The 20,929-nt window shown below is 36.1% G+C and carries 17 protein-coding genes and 6 pseudogenes; 8 read left to right on the plus strand and 15 right to left on the minus strand.

Annotated features, from left to right (window positions below; all coding sequences use genetic code 11):
* Positions 1-62: 62 nt before the first annotated feature.
* A complete protein-coding gene (locus MKY70_RS17030; RefSeq protein ID WP_044443401.1) occupies positions 63-287 on the minus strand; it encodes a hypothetical protein in 225 nt (74 codons plus the stop codon).
* Between the two features lie 60 nt (positions 288-347).
* Complete coding sequence (phaZ, locus tag MKY70_RS17035; RefSeq protein ID WP_002013809.1) at positions 348-1,265, minus strand: intracellular short-chain-length polyhydroxyalkanoate depolymerase; 918 nt, start codon at positions 1,263-1,265, stop codon at positions 348-350.
* A gap of 174 nt (positions 1,266-1,439) precedes the next feature.
* On the opposite strand from phaZ, the gene MKY70_RS17040 reads away from it, so the two are divergent.
* The 4 genes from MKY70_RS17040 (at position 1,440) to MKY70_RS17055 (ending at position 4,964) form a co-directional block, all read left to right on the plus strand.
* Complete coding sequence (locus MKY70_RS17040; RefSeq protein WP_002033056.1) at positions 1,440-1,859, plus strand: MarR family winged helix-turn-helix transcriptional regulator; 420 nt, start codon at positions 1,440-1,442, stop codon at positions 1,857-1,859.
* Between the two features lie 15 nt (positions 1,860-1,874).
* Positions 1,875-3,074, plus strand: coding sequence for an MFS transporter (locus MKY70_RS17045; RefSeq protein WP_002128166.1), 1,200 nt, complete (start codon positions 1,875-1,877; stop codon positions 3,072-3,074).
* 99 nt (positions 3,075-3,173) lie between these two features.
* Positions 3,174-4,433, plus strand: a complete 1,260-nt coding sequence (locus MKY70_RS17050) for a serine hydrolase domain-containing protein (RefSeq protein WP_341025330.1) — start codon at positions 3,174-3,176, stop codon at positions 4,431-4,433.
* Positions 4,434-4,592: 159 nt separating this feature from the next.
* On the plus strand, positions 4,593-4,964 hold the full coding sequence (locus tag MKY70_RS17055; protein ID WP_002013813.1) for a cupredoxin domain-containing protein: 372 nt from the start codon (positions 4,593-4,595) through the stop codon (positions 4,962-4,964).
* Between the two features lie 316 nt (positions 4,965-5,280).
* Here the strand turns inward: MKY70_RS17055 and MKY70_RS17060 are convergent, their stop codons facing one another.
* From MKY70_RS17060 to MKY70_RS17080, 5 genes and pseudogenes are all read right to left on the minus strand, one after another.
* Complete coding sequence (locus MKY70_RS17060; protein WP_060749865.1) at positions 5,281-6,369, minus strand: saccharopine dehydrogenase NADP-binding domain-containing protein; 1,089 nt, start codon at positions 6,367-6,369, stop codon at positions 5,281-5,283.
* 120 nt (positions 6,370-6,489) lie between these two features.
* On the minus strand, positions 6,490-6,801 hold the full coding sequence (locus MKY70_RS17065; protein WP_002013825.1) for an ArsR/SmtB family transcription factor: 312 nt from the start codon (positions 6,799-6,801) through the stop codon (positions 6,490-6,492).
* Between the two features lie 65 nt (positions 6,802-6,866).
* The gene (locus MKY70_RS17070) at positions 6,867-7,061 is read right to left on the minus strand and encodes a hypothetical protein (protein WP_341025333.1); all 195 of its coding nucleotides are present in this window, start codon (positions 7,059-7,061) and stop codon (positions 6,867-6,869) included.
* Between the two features lie 403 nt (positions 7,062-7,464).
* Positions 7,465-8,112, minus strand: a pseudogene (locus MKY70_RS17075) (IS4 family transposase); the annotation flags it as partial.
* 160 nt (positions 8,113-8,272) lie between these two features.
* Positions 8,273-9,262 carry a ketoacyl-ACP synthase III gene (locus MKY70_RS17080; RefSeq protein WP_341025335.1) on the minus strand — a complete coding sequence of 330 codons (990 nt, stop codon included), beginning with the start codon at positions 9,260-9,262 and terminating at the stop codon, positions 8,273-8,275.
* A 67-nt stretch (positions 9,263-9,329) separates the two neighbouring features.
* Between MKY70_RS17080 and MKY70_RS17085 the strand changes: the two are divergent.
* A pseudogene (locus tag MKY70_RS17085) lies at positions 9,330-9,522 on the plus strand (3-hydroxyacyl-ACP dehydratase FabZ); the annotation flags it as partial.
* 119 nt (positions 9,523-9,641) lie between these two features.
* On the plus strand, positions 9,642-10,274 hold the full coding sequence (plsY, locus tag MKY70_RS17090) for a glycerol-3-phosphate 1-O-acyltransferase PlsY (protein WP_098501447.1): 633 nt from the start codon (positions 9,642-9,644) through the stop codon (positions 10,272-10,274).
* 391 nt (positions 10,275-10,665) lie between these two features.
* On the opposite strand, the pseudogene MKY70_RS17095 reads toward plsY, so the two are convergent.
* The 4 genes and pseudogenes from MKY70_RS17095 to MKY70_RS17110 form a co-directional block, all read right to left on the minus strand.
* Positions 10,666-11,211, minus strand: a pseudogene (locus MKY70_RS17095) (alpha/beta fold hydrolase); the annotation flags it as partial.
* 477 nt (positions 11,212-11,688) lie between these two features.
* Complete coding sequence (locus tag MKY70_RS17100; RefSeq protein ID WP_088035339.1) at positions 11,689-12,918, minus strand: serine hydrolase domain-containing protein; 1,230 nt, start codon at positions 12,916-12,918, stop codon at positions 11,689-11,691.
* Positions 12,919-13,425: 507 nt separating this feature from the next.
* Positions 13,426-13,962: pseudogene (locus MKY70_RS17105) on the minus strand (thiol-activated cytolysin C-terminal domain-containing protein); the annotation flags it as partial.
* A 291-nt stretch (positions 13,963-14,253) separates the two neighbouring features.
* Positions 14,254-15,423 carry a serine hydrolase domain-containing protein gene (locus MKY70_RS17110; protein WP_078422362.1) on the minus strand — a complete coding sequence of 390 codons (1,170 nt, stop codon included), beginning with the start codon at positions 15,421-15,423 and terminating at the stop codon, positions 14,254-14,256.
* 366 nt (positions 15,424-15,789) lie between these two features.
* Between MKY70_RS17110 and MKY70_RS17120 the strand changes: the two are divergent.
* A pseudogene (locus tag MKY70_RS17120) lies at positions 15,790-16,046 on the plus strand (IS4 family transposase); the annotation flags it as partial.
* Positions 16,047-16,518: 472 nt separating this feature from the next.
* Here MKY70_RS17120 and MKY70_RS17125 read toward each other — a convergent pair.
* Together MKY70_RS17125 and MKY70_RS17130 are read right to left on the minus strand one after the other, a co-directional pair.
* Positions 16,519-16,977: a hypothetical protein gene (locus MKY70_RS17125; RefSeq protein WP_341025339.1), complete on the minus strand. Its 459-nt coding sequence runs from the start codon at positions 16,975-16,977 to the stop codon at positions 16,519-16,521.
* Between the two features lie 169 nt (positions 16,978-17,146).
* A pseudogene (locus MKY70_RS17130) lies at positions 17,147-17,572 on the minus strand (hypothetical protein).
* Positions 17,573-17,817: 245 nt separating this feature from the next.
* On the opposite strand from MKY70_RS17130, the gene MKY70_RS17135 reads away from it, so the two are divergent.
* Positions 17,818-18,300: a PRK06770 family protein gene (locus MKY70_RS17135; RefSeq protein ID WP_002128240.1), complete on the plus strand. Its 483-nt coding sequence runs from the start codon at positions 17,818-17,820 to the stop codon at positions 18,298-18,300.
* Positions 18,301-18,685: 385 nt separating this feature from the next.
* Here MKY70_RS17135 and MKY70_RS17140 read toward each other — a convergent pair whose 3' ends face one another.
* On the minus strand, positions 18,686-18,961 hold the full coding sequence (locus tag MKY70_RS17140) for a hypothetical protein (protein WP_002084476.1): 276 nt from the start codon (positions 18,959-18,961) through the stop codon (positions 18,686-18,688).
* 263 nt (positions 18,962-19,224) lie between these two features.
* A complete protein-coding gene (locus tag MKY70_RS17145; RefSeq protein WP_341025341.1) occupies positions 19,225-20,721 on the minus strand; it encodes a WD40/YVTN/BNR-like repeat-containing protein in 1,497 nt (498 codons plus the stop codon).
* Positions 20,722-20,929 lie beyond the last annotated feature (208 nt).

The raw sequence follows: 20,929 nt of genomic DNA on the forward strand, positions 1-20,929 counted from the left end.
TCAAATGCGTGTACGAATATTCATAATAAAAAAGAAGCTAAAAGAATGAACCTTTTAGCTTCTTATCCTTCCCAAACTTGTGCTTTCACATGGTAATGAAAATGCTTAAAATATGGATTTTCATAAAATGAAGACCCAAATAAAATCGGATGTGTATGGACCATTGATTGCTGCACTTGCAAAGGAACTACAGCTGGTGAAACTTGCATATACATCGGATTTATAATCATTTTTATATATTGATGATCATTATATGGAGAATGATATATTAAAAATGGATTATGCATTGACTCTCTCCCCTTATACATACAAATGCTATAGTATATGCAAGTTTTATATTTCGGGAATTATTTATTGTCTAACCAATCCTCTACATGTTTTATAAATACATCTAAACAATCTATAAACGGTGAGTGTCCGCAATCTTCTAATATCTTCAACTCTGCATTTGGCAAATGTTTTGCTAATTCCTCACCGACTACTTGCGGTACGACGTAATCTCTGTCACCTTGTATGACGAGTGTTGGAGCTTTAATATGATGAATTTGCTTATTTCCCTCTACAACCCCGTTATGTTCATCCGAAATATTAAATGTAATGAGCGCATAATTCACATCTACGAAATTACGTTGCGTTAACATATCATCTAAATACTTTTCATAACGATCCGGTTCAGGTTGATTATGTGTATATATTAATAGATTCCATACTGTACGGTAATATAATTTATTCATATTTTTTATCGCATCTAGCACTGGAGCAATTTGTACGGGATCTTGCGCGATTTCTTCTTTCGTCTTTACTAAACTTGATACGATCGGTTGCCCGTTAATATCTTTTTTAAAAATTGGATATCCCTTCATTCCCACTGATTCTACTAAAATCAACTTTTCGACAAATGTTGGATGATTCGCTGTAAATTGCATCGCAACACCACCGCCCATTGACCAGCCCATTAATGAAAATTTTTCTAGTTTTAATTGATCGATAAATAGTTTTACATCTCTTGCAAAGTCTTGTAATGAATCTATCGATTGATTATATGTTGATTGGCCAAATCCTCTTAAATCAAGAGCGTAAATATGGTATTGATCTTGCAACTTTTCAATAACTAAATCCCAGTGTTGTGACGATGTCATGTTCCCGTGAATGAGTACAAGAATTTCTGTATTTTGCCTTCCAACTTCCTGATACGCAATCGTTTCTCCGTTCGATAGTGAAACAAACTCCATTGTTGCAGGCTTAATCATCACAAGTTCCCCCATTCTATTTAATAGAAAGAAAATTCTTTACTTACTTAAAGAATAACATACAGAATGTATGTTCTCAACATAAAGCCTATACGAAATTTTTACATAACTCAACATGTCTATTACTAGACAATTATTATAAAAAAGTATATAGTTAGCTAGGTAACTAATTTGAAAGGATCAAAATACATGGACGAAAAACAACATTTTTTCCACATTGTCAGTCAAACTTCTCGTAAGTTTACGAAAAAATTTAATGAACGTGTATCTCCAACAGGATTATTTAGTGCGCAATGGGCTGTTATTTTCCGCATTAATCAAACTGGATCTTGTACCCAAACAGAATTATGTCAATATTTAAATGTTGAATCACCAACGATGACTCGTACGTTAACACGTATGGAAACGATGGGCTGGATTATTCGTACTGAAGGAAAAGATCGCCGTGAAAAGTTGATTTCATTATCTGATACTGCACTAAAAATGATTCCAGTATGGCAAGAAGAAGTTGATTCCTTTGAAGAAAAGACGCTAGAAGGTATTAAAGAAGAAGACTTACATGAAGCTTTTCAATTGTTACAACAAATTATCAAAAATTTAGATCATTAATATGGAGGGATGACGATGCAAAGTGAAAAACTTTGGACGAAGGATTTCCTCGGAACTTGTTTTAGTAGTCTGTTTCTCTTTTTAACATTTTACATGCTTATGACTACTCTGCCTGTCTATGTTATAGACAGCCTAAAAGGAAAACCTGAGGAAATTGGTTTAGTTGCAACTGTTTTTCTTATTTCATCTGTTTTATGTAGACCATTCACAGGAAAATGGCTCGATGATTTAGGAAGAAAGAAAATATTATTTATTTCACTTTCACTATTTTTAGCCGCTACTGTTATGTATTTCGGTACGCAAAGTTTATTTTTATTACTTGCCCTTCGCTTCTTACATGGTATTGGATTCGGAATGGCAACGACAGCAACTGGAACAATTGTAACTGATGTAGCACCAGCTCATAGACGCGGCGAAGCACTTGCTTATTACGGCGTATTTATGAGTCTACCGATGGTAATTGGTCCTTTTTTAGGTTTAACAATTATTTCTCATTTTTCATTTACTGTACTATTTATCGTTTGTTCAGTATTTTCATTACTCGCATTTTTATTAGGATTACTAGTCAATATTCCGCATGAAGCACCAGTAAACAAACAAAAACGAGAAAAAATGAAATGGAAAGACTTAATTGAACCATCTTCTATTCCAATCGCTCTAACAGGATTTGTTTTAGCCTTTTCTTATAGTGGCATTTTATCCTTTATTCCTATTTATGCGAAAGAGCTCGGTTTAAGCGAAATTGCAAGTTACTTCTTTATTTTATACGCACTTGTTGTGGTCATTTCTCGTCCATTTACAGGGAAAATATTTGATCGTTTCGGTGAAAATGTACTTATTTATCCCGCTATTATTATTTTCACAATTGGGATGTTCATTTTAAGCCAAGCGCAAACTTCATTTTGGTTCCTTGGCGCAGGTATGTTAATCGGTTTAGGATACGGAACATTAATTCCAAGTTTCCAAACGATTGCAATTTCTGCCGCTCCAAACCATCGACGTGGTTCTGCGACAGCTACTTACTACTCGTTCTTTGATAGTGGCATTGGCTTCGGTTCTTTCATTTTAGGTATAGTCGCTGCCAAATCAAGTTATCATAATATGTATTTTATCGCAGCTATTATCGTTGCGTTCACTTTACTTCTATATTATGGATTACACGGACGAAAACAAAAATTCAAGAAACAAAGTACAGACGGACAAATATCTGCTTAACGTTCATAAGGAAAGTAAACTTACCCGTTTACTTTCCTTATTTTGTATTTATTTTAAGACGAGCGTATACTTATAATAGAAACTAAAGGAGGTACCTATATGAATGTAAAGAAATCTCCCCTGCTATTACTGTTACTAGTATTAATATTCGTAGTTACAGGGCTTGGGTTTACTTTTTTTAAAAATAATAAAACGACCCCCACTAAAGCAAATGTCACAAAAGAAAACTGGTTGGACGATCCTTACTTACGCTGGTCGTATACACATATGAAAGAATTCACTTTAATAAATGAAGTAAAAAACATCCCTGACCAAGTTGCTCCCTTCCCTACCGCGTTACAAAACTTAGACGATTTTGCTGTGGAGCGTAGATTTGGAAATACGACTCCTCTAAAAAAACTTTTAGACGAAAACAAAACAGATGCTTTTGTCGTTGTACATAATGGTCAACTTGTTTATGAACGATATTTCAATGGATATAACGAGAGTGAACCTCATGGAATGGCATCATTAGCAAAGGTGTTTACTGGTGCAATCATACAATCTCTCGCTGAAGAAAATCTTATTGATGTAGAGAAAACAGCTGACACTTACATAAAAGAATTAAAAAATACACCGTTTGGAAAAGCAACACTTCAGCAATTACTGGACATGCAAGTTTCCGCTGAATACCCTACTCACGGATATATGCAGCTAGGACTAGAAAATCAAGATGCACAACTATATTTAGCTAGTAATATTTTACCCCGAGGTAAAAATTACGAGGGTCCTATGAAAATTTATGATATGTTACTAGAAGCAGAAGAAACTGCACCACCTGGTTCAGCTTTTTCTTACAATAACGGATCAACTGAAACACTCGCTTGGATTATCCGAACGATTACAGGGAAATCGTTAGCTGAAAATGTAAGCGAACGAATTTGGTCTCAAATTGGTATGGAAGAAAACGCGTATTACGTTACAGATGAAACGAAAGTAGAACAAGCAAGCGCTGGCTTAAATGCAACTGCTAGAGATATGGCGAGGTTCGGACAATTACTATTAAATAATGGTCAATATAGCGGAAAACAAATCGTCCCTTCTTCTATTACAGAAAGTGTGAAAAATGTACAAGAAGGTGAGCTCGCAATTGGTCATGGTGCTTCCATTTCTTATCATAATCAATGGTGGATTCCGCACAATGAACAAGGTGCTTTCGAAGTGTTAGGCAGTTACGGACAAACTCTTTACATTGATCCGAAAGCAAGTATGGTAATCGTCCACTTCTCTTCTAACGCTGCGCCTAGTAATGAAATCCATTCGGTTTATTCCGATATGTATATTGATATTGCACATCATTTGGAGAGGCTTCCACAGTAGTGGAGGCTTTTTTTATTTACCCAAATCCTATTCCAGTTAGTACTTGGTTAGTAGGAGTTGCCGAAAGAATTACTATTTAAGCCACGCCTAAACCCCATTTATATTGATAATATTTTAGTAATTTGAAAACACTAGTGCTTAGGAAAGGAGGGAATGTGAATGTCTGTGAAAAAGCTATTAACTGGATTAATCATTTCACTTGCGATGATTGTAGTTATGACTACTTTAGGTTCGCTCCGTGTATTTGCCGAATCCGATGTTGTGAGACAGCCTATTGAGGTTGAATTGAATGATGATTACTTTAATCCGAGTATCATCACTGTTCCGGTTGGGAAAACGACGACGTTGCTATTGAAAAACAAAGGAAATAGAGAACATACCTTTACGGTGAAAAAACTCGGAATTGACGCCGAAGTCCCGTCAGGAAAAGAAATAACAATTACCGTAAAACCTGAAACTCCCGGTACATATGAACTAATATGTCGGTTCCACTACTTGAAAGGAATGGATGGGAAAGTAATAGTCAAATAACAAGCGGTACCGGCCCTTACTTTTTTATAAAGTGAAACTTAAATTCGCGGGGGTTTCCCTCCCCCGCAGATTATGAGCTCTCACTAATCAGTTTTTTACGGGCAGCATAAAATCGTTACGCTGTCGTAGCGTACGAAATTTGTGTTTTGTTGGTGCTATCCCATACCCATCAACTTAAGAATTTTATAACACCGCAAAAAGAGAGAATGTACATTTTCTCATGAAGATGCATATCCTCTCTTTTTTGGATATATTTGTATTTATTAGCTTGATAGCCATATGTGTACTAGGGGTCACACGAATAGAACGGTACCTTTTATATATTTTCTGTCGTAATATTAACTCCATATTCTCTATAAAAGTCTAAAATTGCACATGCATTCACACCCAAATCTAATAGATTTTCTGGAAAGTAAATTTTAGAATCCAGAACCACAATATCAGATGTTTGTAGAATATTCTCTGCTTGGACAGCTGCTCCTAAAGCAGTAAGATGTGTCTGTCCTAACGGATCTGATATGTTCACACATCGTCTATGCAATACACCAGTAGCATCATAACCTTTAAGGTGAATAACTATGTTATGTGCACTTCCCCTTCCAGGTTTATAGAGAATATTTTTACGTAAATCGGTAAATTTTTCTCCGCTAATCATTTTCCAAATCCCTGTATTCACCAGAGAAACCAGTCCATATGTAGAGATTTTACTATCAAAAGCAATACGAAAGTTAGTCGAAACAGCATGAATTGATTCTGGCAGGGTTACGTGATCGGGAGTATCCAAACGATAACATTTGGTTATATAACCGTTGGGAAAGCGGACTTTGATTGGATTAGTCATTGGATAAGCCTGTCGCATTCCCTCTCGAGCTTTGACTTCAAACGGAATAGTTAACCGGTCCATATACGCTGTTGAATTTGGTCCTGCTTTGTCTTGAAGAGAATATAGTGCGTTGATATCAACCGTAACCTCTTGAAGATCTTTTGAATAAATTTTAGAAAAAAGGGCTGCTGTCCCCCCCATCCACCCTGAAGCTAATACAACAGGGGATTGCACCTCAACATTTTTTAATCGATCAATAGAACTCTTAAAGCGTTCAGTCCAACGAGTAATGTCAACCAATGGAATTTTTTTTCGAACTGCAGATAGGAGTAGTCTATCTTGAGGATCATTAACCGCATTAACAACTAATGTGAAATTATCATCCAAATTTCTTAAGGGATCATCTGTTGTGTTGTCTACCTTGACTATTTTTACTCTCTCTGATTCAAAAGGTAACGCTTTCCCTAAGGTTCTTCCTCCTAATCTAATTTCCAAATCAGGATGTCGATCATGTAAAATTCGAGCAATTTGACTACCAACAACTCCATACCCACCAACAATTAATACTGTTTTTTTATTCATCTGAAACCTCCATTTTAATTAGTGTGAGATTATAAGTTTAAATGATTAAAAACTTAAACTTTTTAACATATTATCGCTAAAAAAAGGGACAAAAGGTGTCCCTAAACTATAAACGAGTACCTAGTTCTTACATTCATCTTCAACTAAAGAAACCAGTTCTTTTAAAAGATTTATTGTTTCATTAAATTCAAGACAATAATACATTTCAGTGCCTTTTTTCTGAACTTGAAGTAACCCTGATTGTTTCAATATTTTCAAATGATGAGATACAGTAGGTCTTGACATGGGAATATTCTCCGCAATTTGCGTCACATTCAAGCTATCTTTATCAATTAAAAGTGATACAATTTGCTGACGAGTTGGATCTCCCAACCCTTGAAAACATGGTCTTAAATTTTCTAAAATATGCATTACTTTATCATTACAGTTCATTTGGCTAACATTACCTTCCGTTTAAGAATTTAATCATTTAAACGTATTATAAATTACATTACTATCTAATGCAATAAAGAAGTAGCACCAACTTTAAGTATAAATATAGAAAGTTTCATAAACAGCCATTTTCGATTTTCCAGATTTGTAAGAATGGCGGGTCTTTTTCCTGTAACAATTTCCAAATCCATTCCAGCTACAACCAGGGAAAACCCATGAAATTCACGAAGCCTATATCGGATTGTATCAAAAGCTTCCAACTCAAGTGATCCTGCTTTTCCTGTTTATCCTCCTACAGAAAAACGGGCGAAAGTTCCACTGTTATGAGAAAAAGACAGTCTTTGATATTTTGGGTGTTGTCTATGAGTATACCACTTCTACTTATCAGGTAGCATAGTAAAAAGATTCAAACCCGTCAGGGTTTATTTGAAATACCTACTTTTATACCATCTATAAACGATAATAAAATACTACGTGAAAAAATCGCATTTTGTATAAAAATATCCCTTAAGTTGATGGGCATGGGTTACCGCCACACATCCATCAACTTAAGAAAAATAAATGCCCCAGAACGAAAAAATCACTTCTCTAAGGCTAGTGATTTATAAGAATTTAGCTCCTTATTTCGTTTTATGTAACTACGAATTTCTTACCTTGATGGCAATAGGCTTTCTTATCATGTATATGTTGAAGATCTTTGAGATGAAAATAACCTAAATCTCGGATACACAGGTCATTTGCTTTCATTGTCGGAACGCACAAAGAACCGTAGGTTCGATCATGTTGTTTACCTGTTCCTGTATGAATATGAAGGAACTGTCCACTTAAAAGGTCATATTCAAGTTGGATTTTCACGCCAGCCTTATGGCTGCAACCTCCTGCACCTGGATAATTCGATGAAAATACATCTGGAAGTTGAAATGCAGTTGAATCTAAGATACGAATACGCTTAAAAATAGAAGTATATGGCGAAGAAAAAAGCATAGATGAAGATAGCTTTTGGTCAAGAAATTTGGCTAATACTTGTTGGAGAAACTGCACAGCTGTGGCGTTAAATCGTTGATTCAGTCCTTCAGGACTGATAAGTATCGCTGTTGATGCTTCTAAACAGTTGCAAAGTTGGGTTAAGGAAGTTTTCGCTACACCTTGGCTTATCCATACGCATAAAGCTACTAAATCTTGTGCTTGATACTTACTTGTTCGCTGTACAAAGCCAACATCTCTAGCAAGATCCTGTAAGGTATTTGGGGATACAAGACTCTGAATTTCCTGTGCAAATAGTTGTAATTCATCAGATACAGAAATAGACATACAAAAACGCCATCCTTTCCTATGATTCTACAGAAAGGATAACGCCTTTTTTGCTTTATGGGTAGTGTAAAAACTTAGCTTTATAGCGATGGGACGGAATCCCTATAAAGATTTTTAATGTAATAAAATACGTTTATGTTACTATTGAATATTTCATCTCCTATTCCTTTGCTAAATGCCATTTAATGATATGTCCAGCGTGTGTAAGACCTCCTCCAAACCCATAGAGTAAGAGAGTGTCCCCGTTTTTCACCTTTCCTTCGTTCATACCTATGTCTAATGCCAATGGAATGGAGACGGAAGAAGTATTCCCCATGTATGTTACACTCGTTAATGTTTTATCCAGTGGGACACCTGATTTTTCACATATAGATTCAATCATTCGCAAATTAGCACTATGTGGAACAAACCAGTTCACCTCATCCAGTTGTAACTCTGCTTGACATAACAATTCTTTAATACCAATTGGTAGTGTCCGTGCTGCCCACTTATATACTTCTCTTCCATTTTGAACTATTTTCCCATGTGTTTTTAAAGGATTTCCAAACATGGTAGTAGATAAATTTTCACGATATACATGCATACCTCCTTCCCCATTTGTCCCAATATGGGTAGCTATAAAGCTAGACACTTCTTCATCTTTCTCTACTAAAACAGCTGCGGCTCCATCTCCAAATAAGATACATGTAGTTCGATCTGTATAGTCTGTAATCTTAGATAAGGTTTCTGTCGTTACAATTAAAATCTTGCGATGAAGACCAGATGTAATTAAACCATTCGCCAGATGTAATCCATATGTAAAACCAGCACAAGTCGCATTGAAATCAACAGCGCCTGTATGCTGAATATTAAAATGCTCTTGTATTTGGCAGGCTACACTTGGAAAAGTGTAGTCAGGCGTAGTTGTTGAAACGAGAATACAATCCACGTCGACAAGACTTTTATGATAACGTTCCACTAAGTTTTCAATAGCTTTAAAAGCTAATGTAGAGGCATATTCGTTATCACCAGCAATTCTTCTTTCCTTCATCCCAGTTCTTTGTACAATCCATGCATCATTTGTATCTACTAGTTTTTCTAAATCATCATTGGTCAGCTTTTTTTCAGGTACATAGGTACCGATAGCTGTAATTCTTGCTTTTGATTGCATACATTTATCCCCCTTTATTATTTTTACACTTAGTTATATAATCAAATAATAGTACTAGGTTCTAAATATTGTCAACATTCAACAAATTAAAGAAATTATTCCCCATCGTTACCCCCTTTTATTAATAGATCGGATCATTGAAGTAGAAGAAGGAAAGCGTGCAGTTTGGATCAAAAATGTTGTGACTAATGAAGGGTTTTTTGCCACTCATTTTTTCTGATTATTCAGCTATTATCAGTATCCTTATTGTAGATGCCCTTTTAACATGAATAAAAAAAGTAGGAGTTTATTGAAAAGTTTTCTGGAGAAGGCCAATGCTAAAACACTGTATTAATGGAGAAATAAAAGAAATTTAGAATAATTTAAAGGGAGAAGAGTGATGATTGATATTTTAAAGATTTTTGCGGCCTTAGCTTTGGGCTACCTTTTAGGCAGCCTTAATACAGCGGTGATTGTAGGGAGAATATACGGAAAAGACATAAGAAGCCATGGAAGCAAAAGCGCCGGGCTTACCAATACTCTGAGAGTACTTGGGAAATCTGCTGCGGTGTTTGTTCTTGCGGGAGATATATTAAAAGGGATAATTGCTTGTTATATAGGCTTGTTCCTTAGCGTTTACTTTTATTCGGGAGAGGCTAAAGATTGCGTAAGCCTTTTAGCGGCAGGCGCAGGGGCGGTTATAGGGCATAACTGGCCGGTATATTTTGGGTTTAAAGGGGGAAAGGGAGCACTTACAGCAGTGGCTGTGCTGTTTATGATTGACTGGGTTATGGCCCTTTTATGCCTTGGCTTTTTTGTGATAATAGTAGCTTTAACCCGTTATGTCTCTTTAGGTACAATATGTGCTACATTGCTTGTTGCGGTCATTTCATTTATTCCTGTTTTTGGGAATACCTTATATTTTTATATATTTGCATTCCTAATGGCGTTTATGGTTATTTTCAGGCATATGGAAAATATAAAAAGGCTACTTTCAGGAACAGAAAATAAACTTATTTTTCTGCGGCGTTGAGCATGTCGTTAAAATGAAAAAAATCAGGTTTAGTTAACCGTCTAAGAGGTACGGCAACGATTCTTTACTTTTGGAGCCATTCAAGAAAAATGTACTTTATGGCGTACCGCCACATGCCTATCAACCTAACAGAACAGGTTGCCCCAAAAACGATAAAAATGAACTTCGGTGCTATAAAAACACAAAATTTTCGTTTAGGGGTTACTTCAAAACCTTAGCTTGATAGCGATGTGGTACTACCCCTTACAAGACAGAATTATCAATCACTGAGTATTAATATTCTATAATTGAGTAACAGCTCCAAAACTGATTTTCAATAGAAAAAAAGGGTTACAAATTCAATTGTGGCCCTTTTTCCAAGTGTTTTTGTTTTATGCGATTCCTATAATGATTATAAGAGTGAAATATGGTTCGAAATAGCGCTGATTATATGAACCCAATCGTCGCAATGAATCTCGTGCCCCGATCCTTCGGTTAGTAATACAGCATGGGGAATTCCATTAACAAGAGCAAGACCATGCTCGTATGGAAGCACTGTATCTTCTGTACCGTGGATAACCAGAGTAGGTATATTAATTTCTTTTAACTTCCCCTCATAAGAATCATCGCCTTTAAGAAGTGAGTGATTAAACATACTGAGTAGGTTATTTGCTCGTTTTATTTCTTTTTCTACCTGCTTATAAGCCCTCTTCTCATCGAACTTATGCTTTGAACCACAGAGTAACACTGATCCTGTAACCAAGTAATTTGCAACAGATTCTTCATCCGACCAATTTAGTTTGGCCCCATTAGCATGGTAAGTGAGTATCTTCTCATCGATCGGAGGCAAATTCCGTTTGTTGTCTTCAGAGCCAAAAATACTTGATGCAATCAAAGTTATACTTAGAACTCGCTGAGGGTTCCTCAAGGCTACAATTTGAGCAATCATTCCACCCATTAGAAAAAGCAGGACAATAATATTAAATTGGCTTCCATTCGCAGGAGTTTAAGCCTTGTATTTATGACTATTTGGTTAAGCAATCGATATGTTGTGCTGAAACGTCAATATATTTAAAAAAGGATCTCTCTTGATAAAGAGAGATCCTTTTCTTATTTCTTCTTCTTTTCTGTCGGTTGGCTTTGTTTAGCGAAATTAGATGAATCATCGAAATTCGGTTGCTTTTTACCAGCATTATTACTTCTACCTTTTCCCATATGTAATGCACCTCCCCTCATCCTTACTATTCCCAATAAAAAAAATCCTCTTGCATCCAAGAGGATTTTTTATTTGACTCTTATTAATAATCCCAAACTGTTCTCGTAGTACTTCCAACACTTCCCGTCCTGCCATAGCTTTTAACCATGGTGTTGATGGTGGCCATCATGCGTATAATTTGTCTTGGAGTTTTCCTTTAAACAATACCTAAGTTCGGTTTCAGTCTTCGATTGCTTGGTAGACCGTGGTCCAGAAGTCTTGGATAAGATGCGATGGGGCCGGAGTTGACATCCCAACCTGGGTGAACAGAATTCCAATAAACTGTTTGTCTGGATCAGCGTAAGCTGTAGTGCCAGTTCCGCCATCCCAGCCGAATTGACCGATAGACGCGTAGTCTCCAAGATAGGTACGCACCCCCATCCCAAAGCCCCAGCCACCTTGTATCCCTTGTCCAAACGACAAATGGACGTTGTTTTTGGCCAAATCGTCTCGGTATACTTGTTGTTCAGGAGTAAGACGGTTGGTGGTCATCAGCTGGACTGCGGGCCTAGACAGAATCCGTTTGGTTCCGTGCATCCCTTTGTTCAACAGCATCTGCAAATACGCGTGATAATCGTCGATGGTTGCGAGCAGCCCACCACCGCCTGCTTGAAATGCTGGAGGTTTGCTGTAACGTCCGCCTGTACCCTCATCCCACACGATGAACTCACCTGTCTGCGGATCTGGGTTGAAGGCAGGTGGAAGCCGGTCAATCTTAAGCTCAGGCACGTAGAAACCAGTGTCCTTCATTCCCAGCGGATCGAATATGCGTTCGCGCAGGAACGACTCGAATGTCTGACCCGTGACCCTGGCAACAAGAATGCCGAGCACTTCAATACTGATATGATACTGCCACCGCTCTCCGGGCTGGTAGCTTAGCGGAAGTGCACCTAGGCGACACATAAACTCATCTGGATCGGGCATATCCTGCCCTGGCGTGTCGAATATCCCACTCTCGAAGAACGCTTTCATGATCGGAGAACCCATCAACGTGAGATCCACTCCGAGACCGAATGTGGAGGTCAACAGGTCTCGTACAGTGATAGGACGCCGTGCTGGGACGGTCTCTTCCAGTGGACCATCGGGCTGTTTCAACACCTGCCGGTCAGCGAGTTCGGGCAGCCATTTGTCTACTGGGTCGTCTAAATGCAGTTTGCACTCGTCGAGCAGAACCATTACTGGTGAAACTGCGATCGGCTTGCTAGTGGACGCCAATCGAAAGATCGTGTCCCGACGCATTGGTGCGCCACCATCATGCCTCATTGTTCCAAGCGCTTCGACGTGCGTCTCCCCGTTTCGGCTGACTAAGGCGACGAGCCCAGGAATCTTTCCAGAATCGACATGCTGCGCCAGTACATTGCGCATTTTGCGCAATCCTGTTTCAGAAAAGCCTTTATTGTTTTGTCCCATTTTGTTCTCCTTTAGTTTAGATTGAGATTTCTAATACATATTGACAATCAATTATTAGTTCTTCAAATAGAAAAATTCCCCTTTTTAATAATTTCGACAAAATGTATTTATGTATATGGAGGCATCATACATCACTATCAACCTAAGATAAATTTATATCCATAATTCACAGAGAACGTTATTCTTTTTGTAGAAATATACAGAAAGGATGGCGATGTGTTGCTATCCCATTGTAGATTAAGTAAGAAGAGGCACTTTGATGATAGTGCCCTTTCTTTATAAAAAATCCAAATGCTGATACATAATGAATTAATAAAGATAGGCTAATTTAAATTTATGGAGATTTAATAATAAGGAATGAAATCATTGAAAACATTCATGCAGCCATTAAAAATATGATTATAAGATTCGCGAATTGATTATGATATATTTAAAAAACGCCGATATACTTTCAACTAAGTAAAAAAGCGCCCTGTAAACAGGGCGCTTCGGACGTATACGTTGCCTTTAATTATGATTAATATTAGCAGTTGGGTATAATGTTGTTCCTCCAATTGAAACCTTTATTTCATTTGTTAACGGAACATTTTGTTCATTAATAATTGTTCTCCACCATTCCCATGCAAGACCTGTACATTCTCTCGCTATGACTTTTACATTTTTTGAATTCGGTGGAAGTAGTATGACTGTAGAGAAATGAGCAGTTTTGTCTCTACCGCTTCCTTCCCAAGTTTTATGTGTTAGTACTTCTTTCCCATTTTGATCATATGAGAATTCATCCCAAGATACATCAAATTGAGCAACATATGCACCGTAATGATCAAGCGTCATTTTAGCACTTGAATATTCTGTAGTTGTAGTCTCAATATAATCTGTATTGTTATGAACAGCCACAGTTGAATTATCTTTTAAGAAAGTGCTTGTATATGAAATTGGGTATGCTGGATTTTTAAGACTTAATTCTGTATTATCTTTAATGATATTTCGTATTTCATTAAAATCTTTTGTAACAACCTTGTTATGCTCTTTTGAATCTCCACCTAAAAATTTCAAAACTGCCATTGCGATTTCCATATTATTTCCTCCTCTTTTGTTGTTGCTAAGATGTGATTTATCTTTATGTTTCTATTGCGGTAAGCGCTTTCATTTTTATCAAAACATTCTTATATGCAATATTACATATAGGAGTCACCATACATATCTATCAATTTAAGAAGAATAAACGCCACCAAAACAAAAAAAGCCCCAAATTTTTTTGAAAATAAGTTGGGGCTTTTGAACTAGAAAAGTATATTTTTAACTATGAAAACTATGAAAAATTTTTTTCCTTTTTACCTACTTACCAAATTCAGCAAGTAAAATATTTTTAAAAGGATTAGGACTGTCAGCTCTACCCAAACTATTCCAATTGACGACCAACGTATGCTTGCCTCCAAGTTTACCTCCAACAAGAGTAGTAAACCCTAGAATGCCACCTGTGTGTCCCCATATCGAGACATCGTTTGGAAGCTTAGTTTCATAGATTCCAAGACCATATCCATCGATTCCTTCTTTTCCTGTAGGAACTGTAGTAAGCATTTGTTTTAGTTGCTGTTCTTTCAGTAATTTACCCCCGAGCAAGTAAGAGAAGAATTTATTTAAGTCGTCAGCAGTAGAAATCATATCTCCAGCTGAGCTACCTGCACTTGGGTTATAATAAGTAACGTCTTTTAGCTCACTTACTCCGTCTGGTTGGACATATCCACGGGCATGCTTGGTGCCTGGAATAACGCTTGAATTGCCAGGTAGGAATGTATTCGACAATTCAAGCGGTTCAATAATCCGACTTTCAATCTCTTCCGCATAGCTGTTTCCGGTTACTTTTTCAATAAGAATACCTAGTAATACATATCCTGTGTTTGAATAAGACCAGCCCTTTCCTGGGGCAAAGTCTGGGGGCAGAGAAATCCCCATCTTCACTAACTCTTCAGCCGTATACGATTTTTTTGTATCCGTAAAGTCAGCGTCTTTTGACCTTGAGTATTCAGCGATACCACTTGTATGGTTCAATATCTGCCGGATAGTAATCTGGTTACCATCATATCCGTTTCCTTGAATGACACCAGGCAACCATTTTTCGATGTAGTCGTCTAGATTCAAGCGGTTCTCTCCGACTAATTGAAGTACAACCGTTGCTGTGAACGTCTTCGTCACACTGCCAATGCGAAAGCGAAAATCTGTTTTCATTGGTTTCTTGGTTCTCAGATCCGCTATCCCAGCGGCATAACTCCACGTTTTTCCACCCTCAGAAGTTTTAGCAAGTATCCCCGGGTATCCAAGTTGCAATGTATCCCGCATTGCTTGCTTGACGGAAGTACGATCTCGTTGAGTGCTTGTTTGTAACGAACTAGATACATTTTGAGTGGGCTCTGCTTTTACAATTGAGGCTGGCGTTGTATATAACAGGGAACTTCCAGCTATTAAAAGGGCAAGACTTGCAAATGTAATTTGACTACGTGTTTTCATAAGGCATTCCTCTCCTCTATTCATATTGTATAGGTGGTTGCTTGATATTTCATACTCACCACACAGCTATCATCTCTACCGATGACAAAAAGTCAACATTGAATTCGTAATCATCTTCATAATGATTATTTTTACAAGCTCCATTCTGTCCTAATAAACGGTAAATCCCTCTTTTTGCATGTATGTTAACCTCAGAAATTATTTCTTTTCCATGAAACGCTCTTATTAACTGGTTTGTTTTTCATATATAAGTTATATCTGTTCCTCCTTTCATGCTTCTTTATATTTTCATCATACACAATGAAAATCTCTTTTTCCTTACCTATTCCTTACAAATCCCTTACGTTCAAAATAGCTTCTGTGTCTCAAATCTGCCAATTAATTCTCATCAAGAAAAAACGAGAATTAAGCGAATATAAAACGATTTATATCATAAAAGATTATTTTCTACTTATTTATGAATCTCTACAAAAAGACACCAAAGAATTAACAAAGATATTGTTTCGTCTGTTTGATCTCTTACAGAAAAACGGACGAAAATCCCATAGGTATGAGAAGAAACCGTCTTTGATATCTTAGGCGTCGTATATAACCTTTCTATGCCTCACAAGCATGTAGCGTAATCCAAAAAATTAAAACCCAATAGGGTTTATCTGGTATGAAAATATTTAAAGAACTTACACTGGATCTTTAGAAAAAAGAAAAAAGCCCATTAAGCTAAGGTTTTGAAGTACCCCCTAAATGAAAATTTTCTTTCTCTACAGTTAGTTTTTTTGAGAAGTCAGCTCATTTTTTTGTTTTTGGGGTGTTTACTTTTCTTAAGTTGATGGATGTGGTCTCACCATACCATTTCGGGAAAATTGTACGTTTAGACACAATCCGGACATATTTTAAGCGTTTTCTGTACGTTAAGAGACATCTGTCCAGAAAATCTTATGTTTATGAACAGAGGATAAAACTCAATAATAGAATATTAATATTCAATTTTTATATAAAAAAATAAGCTCCGAAGAGCTTATTTTAATAATAATATCAACGCAATTATCAATGATATTATTGAAAATACAATCATAAATAATGAAGCTCAATCATGAGCTATCGCCCTGTTACCGTCATTGCTGCAGTGTAAATTGTATCTACAGAACCGTCAGCACTTACAATTTCAACTTTATAACGGTATGTTCCATTGTCGTAAATGTTTTCTCCATATCCTGTGAAAGTTGAAATTTCATCATTTGCTCCAGCTGGAACCCATTGATTTTGCCAATGGAAGAAAGTATCATATTCTCCCCAGTTGTCTCCATATTTCTTTTCGATTCTGACATTATAATGAATGTCCTCAGCTCGGTTATTTGTAATTCTTGCAATTACGTTTCCACCAAAAGTGTATTCCGTAGCGTGAACTTGAACTGTAACACCATTCACCGTTTCGCTAGGACCACAGATGTAATGACAATCTTCACTTGCTTGTGCTTCAGGTGTGTTAATGTTCATAACCGTCAAACCGCCTAAAGCTAAAGCTACTGTTAATGTAATTGTAGCTAATTTTTTCATGATAATTCCTCCTATTAACCGTTATAAGTGAATGTTTTTGTTTTTACGTATTCATTGCCAGCATAAAAAGATTTCTATGTCTCATTTTTATCACCCTTCAGCTTATATAATTCGACAAATGGTGATAATTTCCTGCAAATAAAATAAAAAAGCACTCCCGCAGGAATACTTATTCAAATTCAATTTCTGTTTTATTGTCTGATGTGAAGTATCTTATGGTTGTTTTGCCGTATTCTTGCAAGCCACTCTGCGCAACGGCGTCTTTTAACTTTGTTCTCGTTCTGTAGCCGAAATTTTCCCGTAGGCCTTCGTCTGCATTTGACAATGCTGTTTTGTCAACGAAAACATATAAGACATACAAGTTATTTTCTTTTTTTAATTCACCCGCTGTAACAGTACCGCCGAAATATTCTTTAATTTCTTTGGTTCTACGTTCAAAACTTTTCATCATTCGTGTTTGCTAATCTTTTGGTTGTTCTGTTTTCGCAGTTGTTTGTTGTGCTTTTGGCTTCTCTTTTTGAACCACTTCTTTTTCGCCGCAAGCCGCTAACATTGCAACCGATAAACCAACTGCTAATACTGATTTCTTCATCATTTTAATCCTCCCAATATAAATACCTAAATATTAGTATACTATGAAATTTATTACTGAATATGAAAAGATGCCCATTAAGGGGTACCGCCACATCGCTATCAAGCTAATATTTTTAACTACCCCCATAACGAAAATTTTATACATCGTTGACTATTGATAATGATACGTTATGTAGACCTCACAGATAGATATGGGCATACAGTTCTTCTTTTATGGTACACTTCAATAAAAGGGGGGTAAGAGGTTTGAAAAAGTGGATTAAAATCACATCAACCTTAGTTATTGCTATAGCAGTTGGTATTTTTACTGGCTACAAAGTCGGTACGTATGCAGGTTCAGACGTTAAGGAAAAGCAGACTGAGAGAATTAAAGGGGAAGAGGTAATACTTGACCTCAACTCTGATCGTCATATAATCAATGCAATGCACAAAATGACTCATCAAAAAGTATTATCCCACGAAAAGCAAGGATTTATCAAAATGACTCCAGAAAACATCGAAAAAGTACGTCAAGCGATTGATGAAAGTAATAGTGGAACCTTACAACATAAAGAACAGTACCTTAAGATTTTGGTTCGTTGGTATGAAGGCGATTTCTCTCAATCGGTTGAGGAGCATAATTTATTATGGGAATGGGACAATAGCAGCACTGGTAAAGCATACGAATTAGCGACACCGGAACAAGAAGAAGCATACATTTTAGAACAAGCGAAGTCTGAAAAACAATAAAGGGGTATCGTCACCTCGCTATCAAACTAATAAAAAGAAATGCCCCCTAAAATGAAAAAATACGCTATTCTTTCTGTAGAATCATAGGAAAGGATGGCGTTTCTGTATATTGTTACAAAAAGAATAGCGTTTTTTTCGCTTTATAAATACAATTTCTTTTTCAGTAAAAAATGTGGGTGGTACCCCTCTAATACCCCAGAAGGAAAAGAAGAGTTTGAATTCTTTAACGTACAGGGCGTTCCATATATCATTGTAAAAGATCATGAGAATAACACTCAAAAATCAATTCTTGGATTCAGCACTCAATCATTAGAAGAGGCTATTTTATAATAATCATCCCCCAAAAAAAGAAACGAACAAAAATGTTCGTTTCTTTTTTTTGTGTTTAATGCTCAAGAAAACTTATAACCGCATAAGTATATAGAACGACTAGAGCAAAGGCACATATTCCCATAATTATAATCGCTAGTGCGCTTTTCTCTTGTCTAAACCCTATAATTCCAAGAATAAATGCACTCCACATTGTTACCTTAAGCATTGTAGAAAGGTTGGGAATTGAATATCCACTCAACCAGGTAGAGAAACTTACAATTACGGAAAAAGAGAACAAAGTTAGAACAATAGATAATATATTAATGTGCTTCCCATACTTCAGTTGCATTTCGCTACCCCCTTTTCTTTTCATTAGTGAATAATAGGTAGATGGTTATATTTTTATTTTATTCTAAATTTTCTTAAAAATATACAACAAAAAGAAGAGGTTGTCCCAAAAGTCGCTGAATAGTTACTTTTGGGCAACCTCTTTTCTTTATTTTTTACTTTCCTCTAGTTTAGAGATACTTGCTTCTTTTTCAGGTAACGTATCAAAAAAATCCTTTTGAGATTTTAATAGGTCAGATTATTGTATCCAAGCCTTAAGATCATCTAAAGATTTACGGGCTTCTTTTTCACTTCTTCTACAAATTCCCATGTCTCTCCGTTATCTTTTGATTGATAAAGTGCACTACTATCGCCATTGTAGTCTCCATCTGCCCCTTGTCCCACTAACATATTAAAAACCCCATCTTTCTCATATGGCATACTAGGAGAATCAAAAGGACTTATTGTGGACTGTGTATGATCTAATTTGACTTCATGCGGCGGATATTCTACCTTTTTGAAAGATACCCCCCCATCATCTGTGCGGTATAACTCTCCCTCATTACCAGAAGGTCTAACTGCTCCTAAAAACCCAAGTTTATCATTTATAAAAGTGATTCCTGATACACTACCAATCCCCCTATTAAATGGGTCTGGATTGATAACCTCCCATGTTTCCCCTTCATCACTAGTCTTGCTTAATGAATAAAAGGCGCTCCCTAATGCTTTATCTGTCATATTTAGTTTATAACCAACTTCTTTTGATAGGAAAAACTGTTCTTTTTCATTCTTTAAATCTTGTTGTTTCTTCTCTTTAAGCCTATCTTCATTTGGAGGCGTCTTTGATTTACTCCAACTTGCGTCACATATTAAGTTATATCTAGCAGGTACTAGCTCTTTCTCTTTTCCAGGGACAAATATAGATACAGTATATCCAATGATTTCAGAAGCTGCTTCTTTAAGACTCTGCCCCTTACCATCCTCAGTAATATTAATAATTCCCTCTGTATTGGATCCCCAATTTCTTTTTCCATAATAAATCAACCCATACTTACTTTCATTCCACTTTCTAACCGTCTGCTTAACTGGAATCGCCTTAACCGTTTTAATTAAAGGTTCTACTAATTTATCATCATCATAATCAGGCTTTGCATACCCGTCTCGTATTATAGTAATATCTTCTGATTTCTTCTTATTATAAGAGATTAAATAAGTTTCTTCTTTCCCATCAACATTTTTCCCATAAACAAATGTATCAAACGCTGTGATTGTTCCATCTGAATGAAATGTAAGATCAAAATCAGTTGCCATATACAATTTCTTTGGCAAAGAATGTTTTTTATTTATATCTTCAAAAATACCTGCTACTCCAGATTTATATATATTATTATGTTTAAGTTTAACTGACCTTTCATGTTTTAACCTTTCTATAAACCATGCCAATTTGCCATTGTAATTTATTGCACTTTTATAAATCTGCATCCCATAAAATGATGTAATTGCAACAATAATGATAATAGAAATGGATCTCCATGCTATTGAATTAGTTAATTTTTTAGATTCATATTCTCTATTTTTTATCACCCGCATTGTAGTAAATGTAGTCATAGATATAAAAAGTACTATACATAATAACAAAATATAAATATTATAATTCATCCTTCCGTACTTACAGTATAAGGCTAACTCATAACAAAAAATGCCGTATACAATTATTAGTATTGGATTTGTTACTAATGACAGAAATAACCTTTTTGCATTTTCCCTAAATATAGAAATCACTCCTAATTATATGAATTACTGATATTAAGTATACTTTATTGTAAAGTAACAAAAAAGCTATTTAATCTTGCCGCCAAAAATACAATAGACATCTGTCTATGTAAATGGCAGTTGTCTATTAAAGCCGTTTAAAAATTTAGTTGTTTCATAGACAATGGATTTTTGAGTGAATACTAAAGTTGCTTCATTTGGGAGCCAAATAATGAAA

Source organism: Bacillus sp. FSL R9-9492, from assembly GCF_038007365.1.
GTDB classification, from domain to species: domain Bacteria; phylum Bacillota; class Bacilli; order Bacillales; family Bacillaceae_G; genus Bacillus_A; species Bacillus_A mycoides.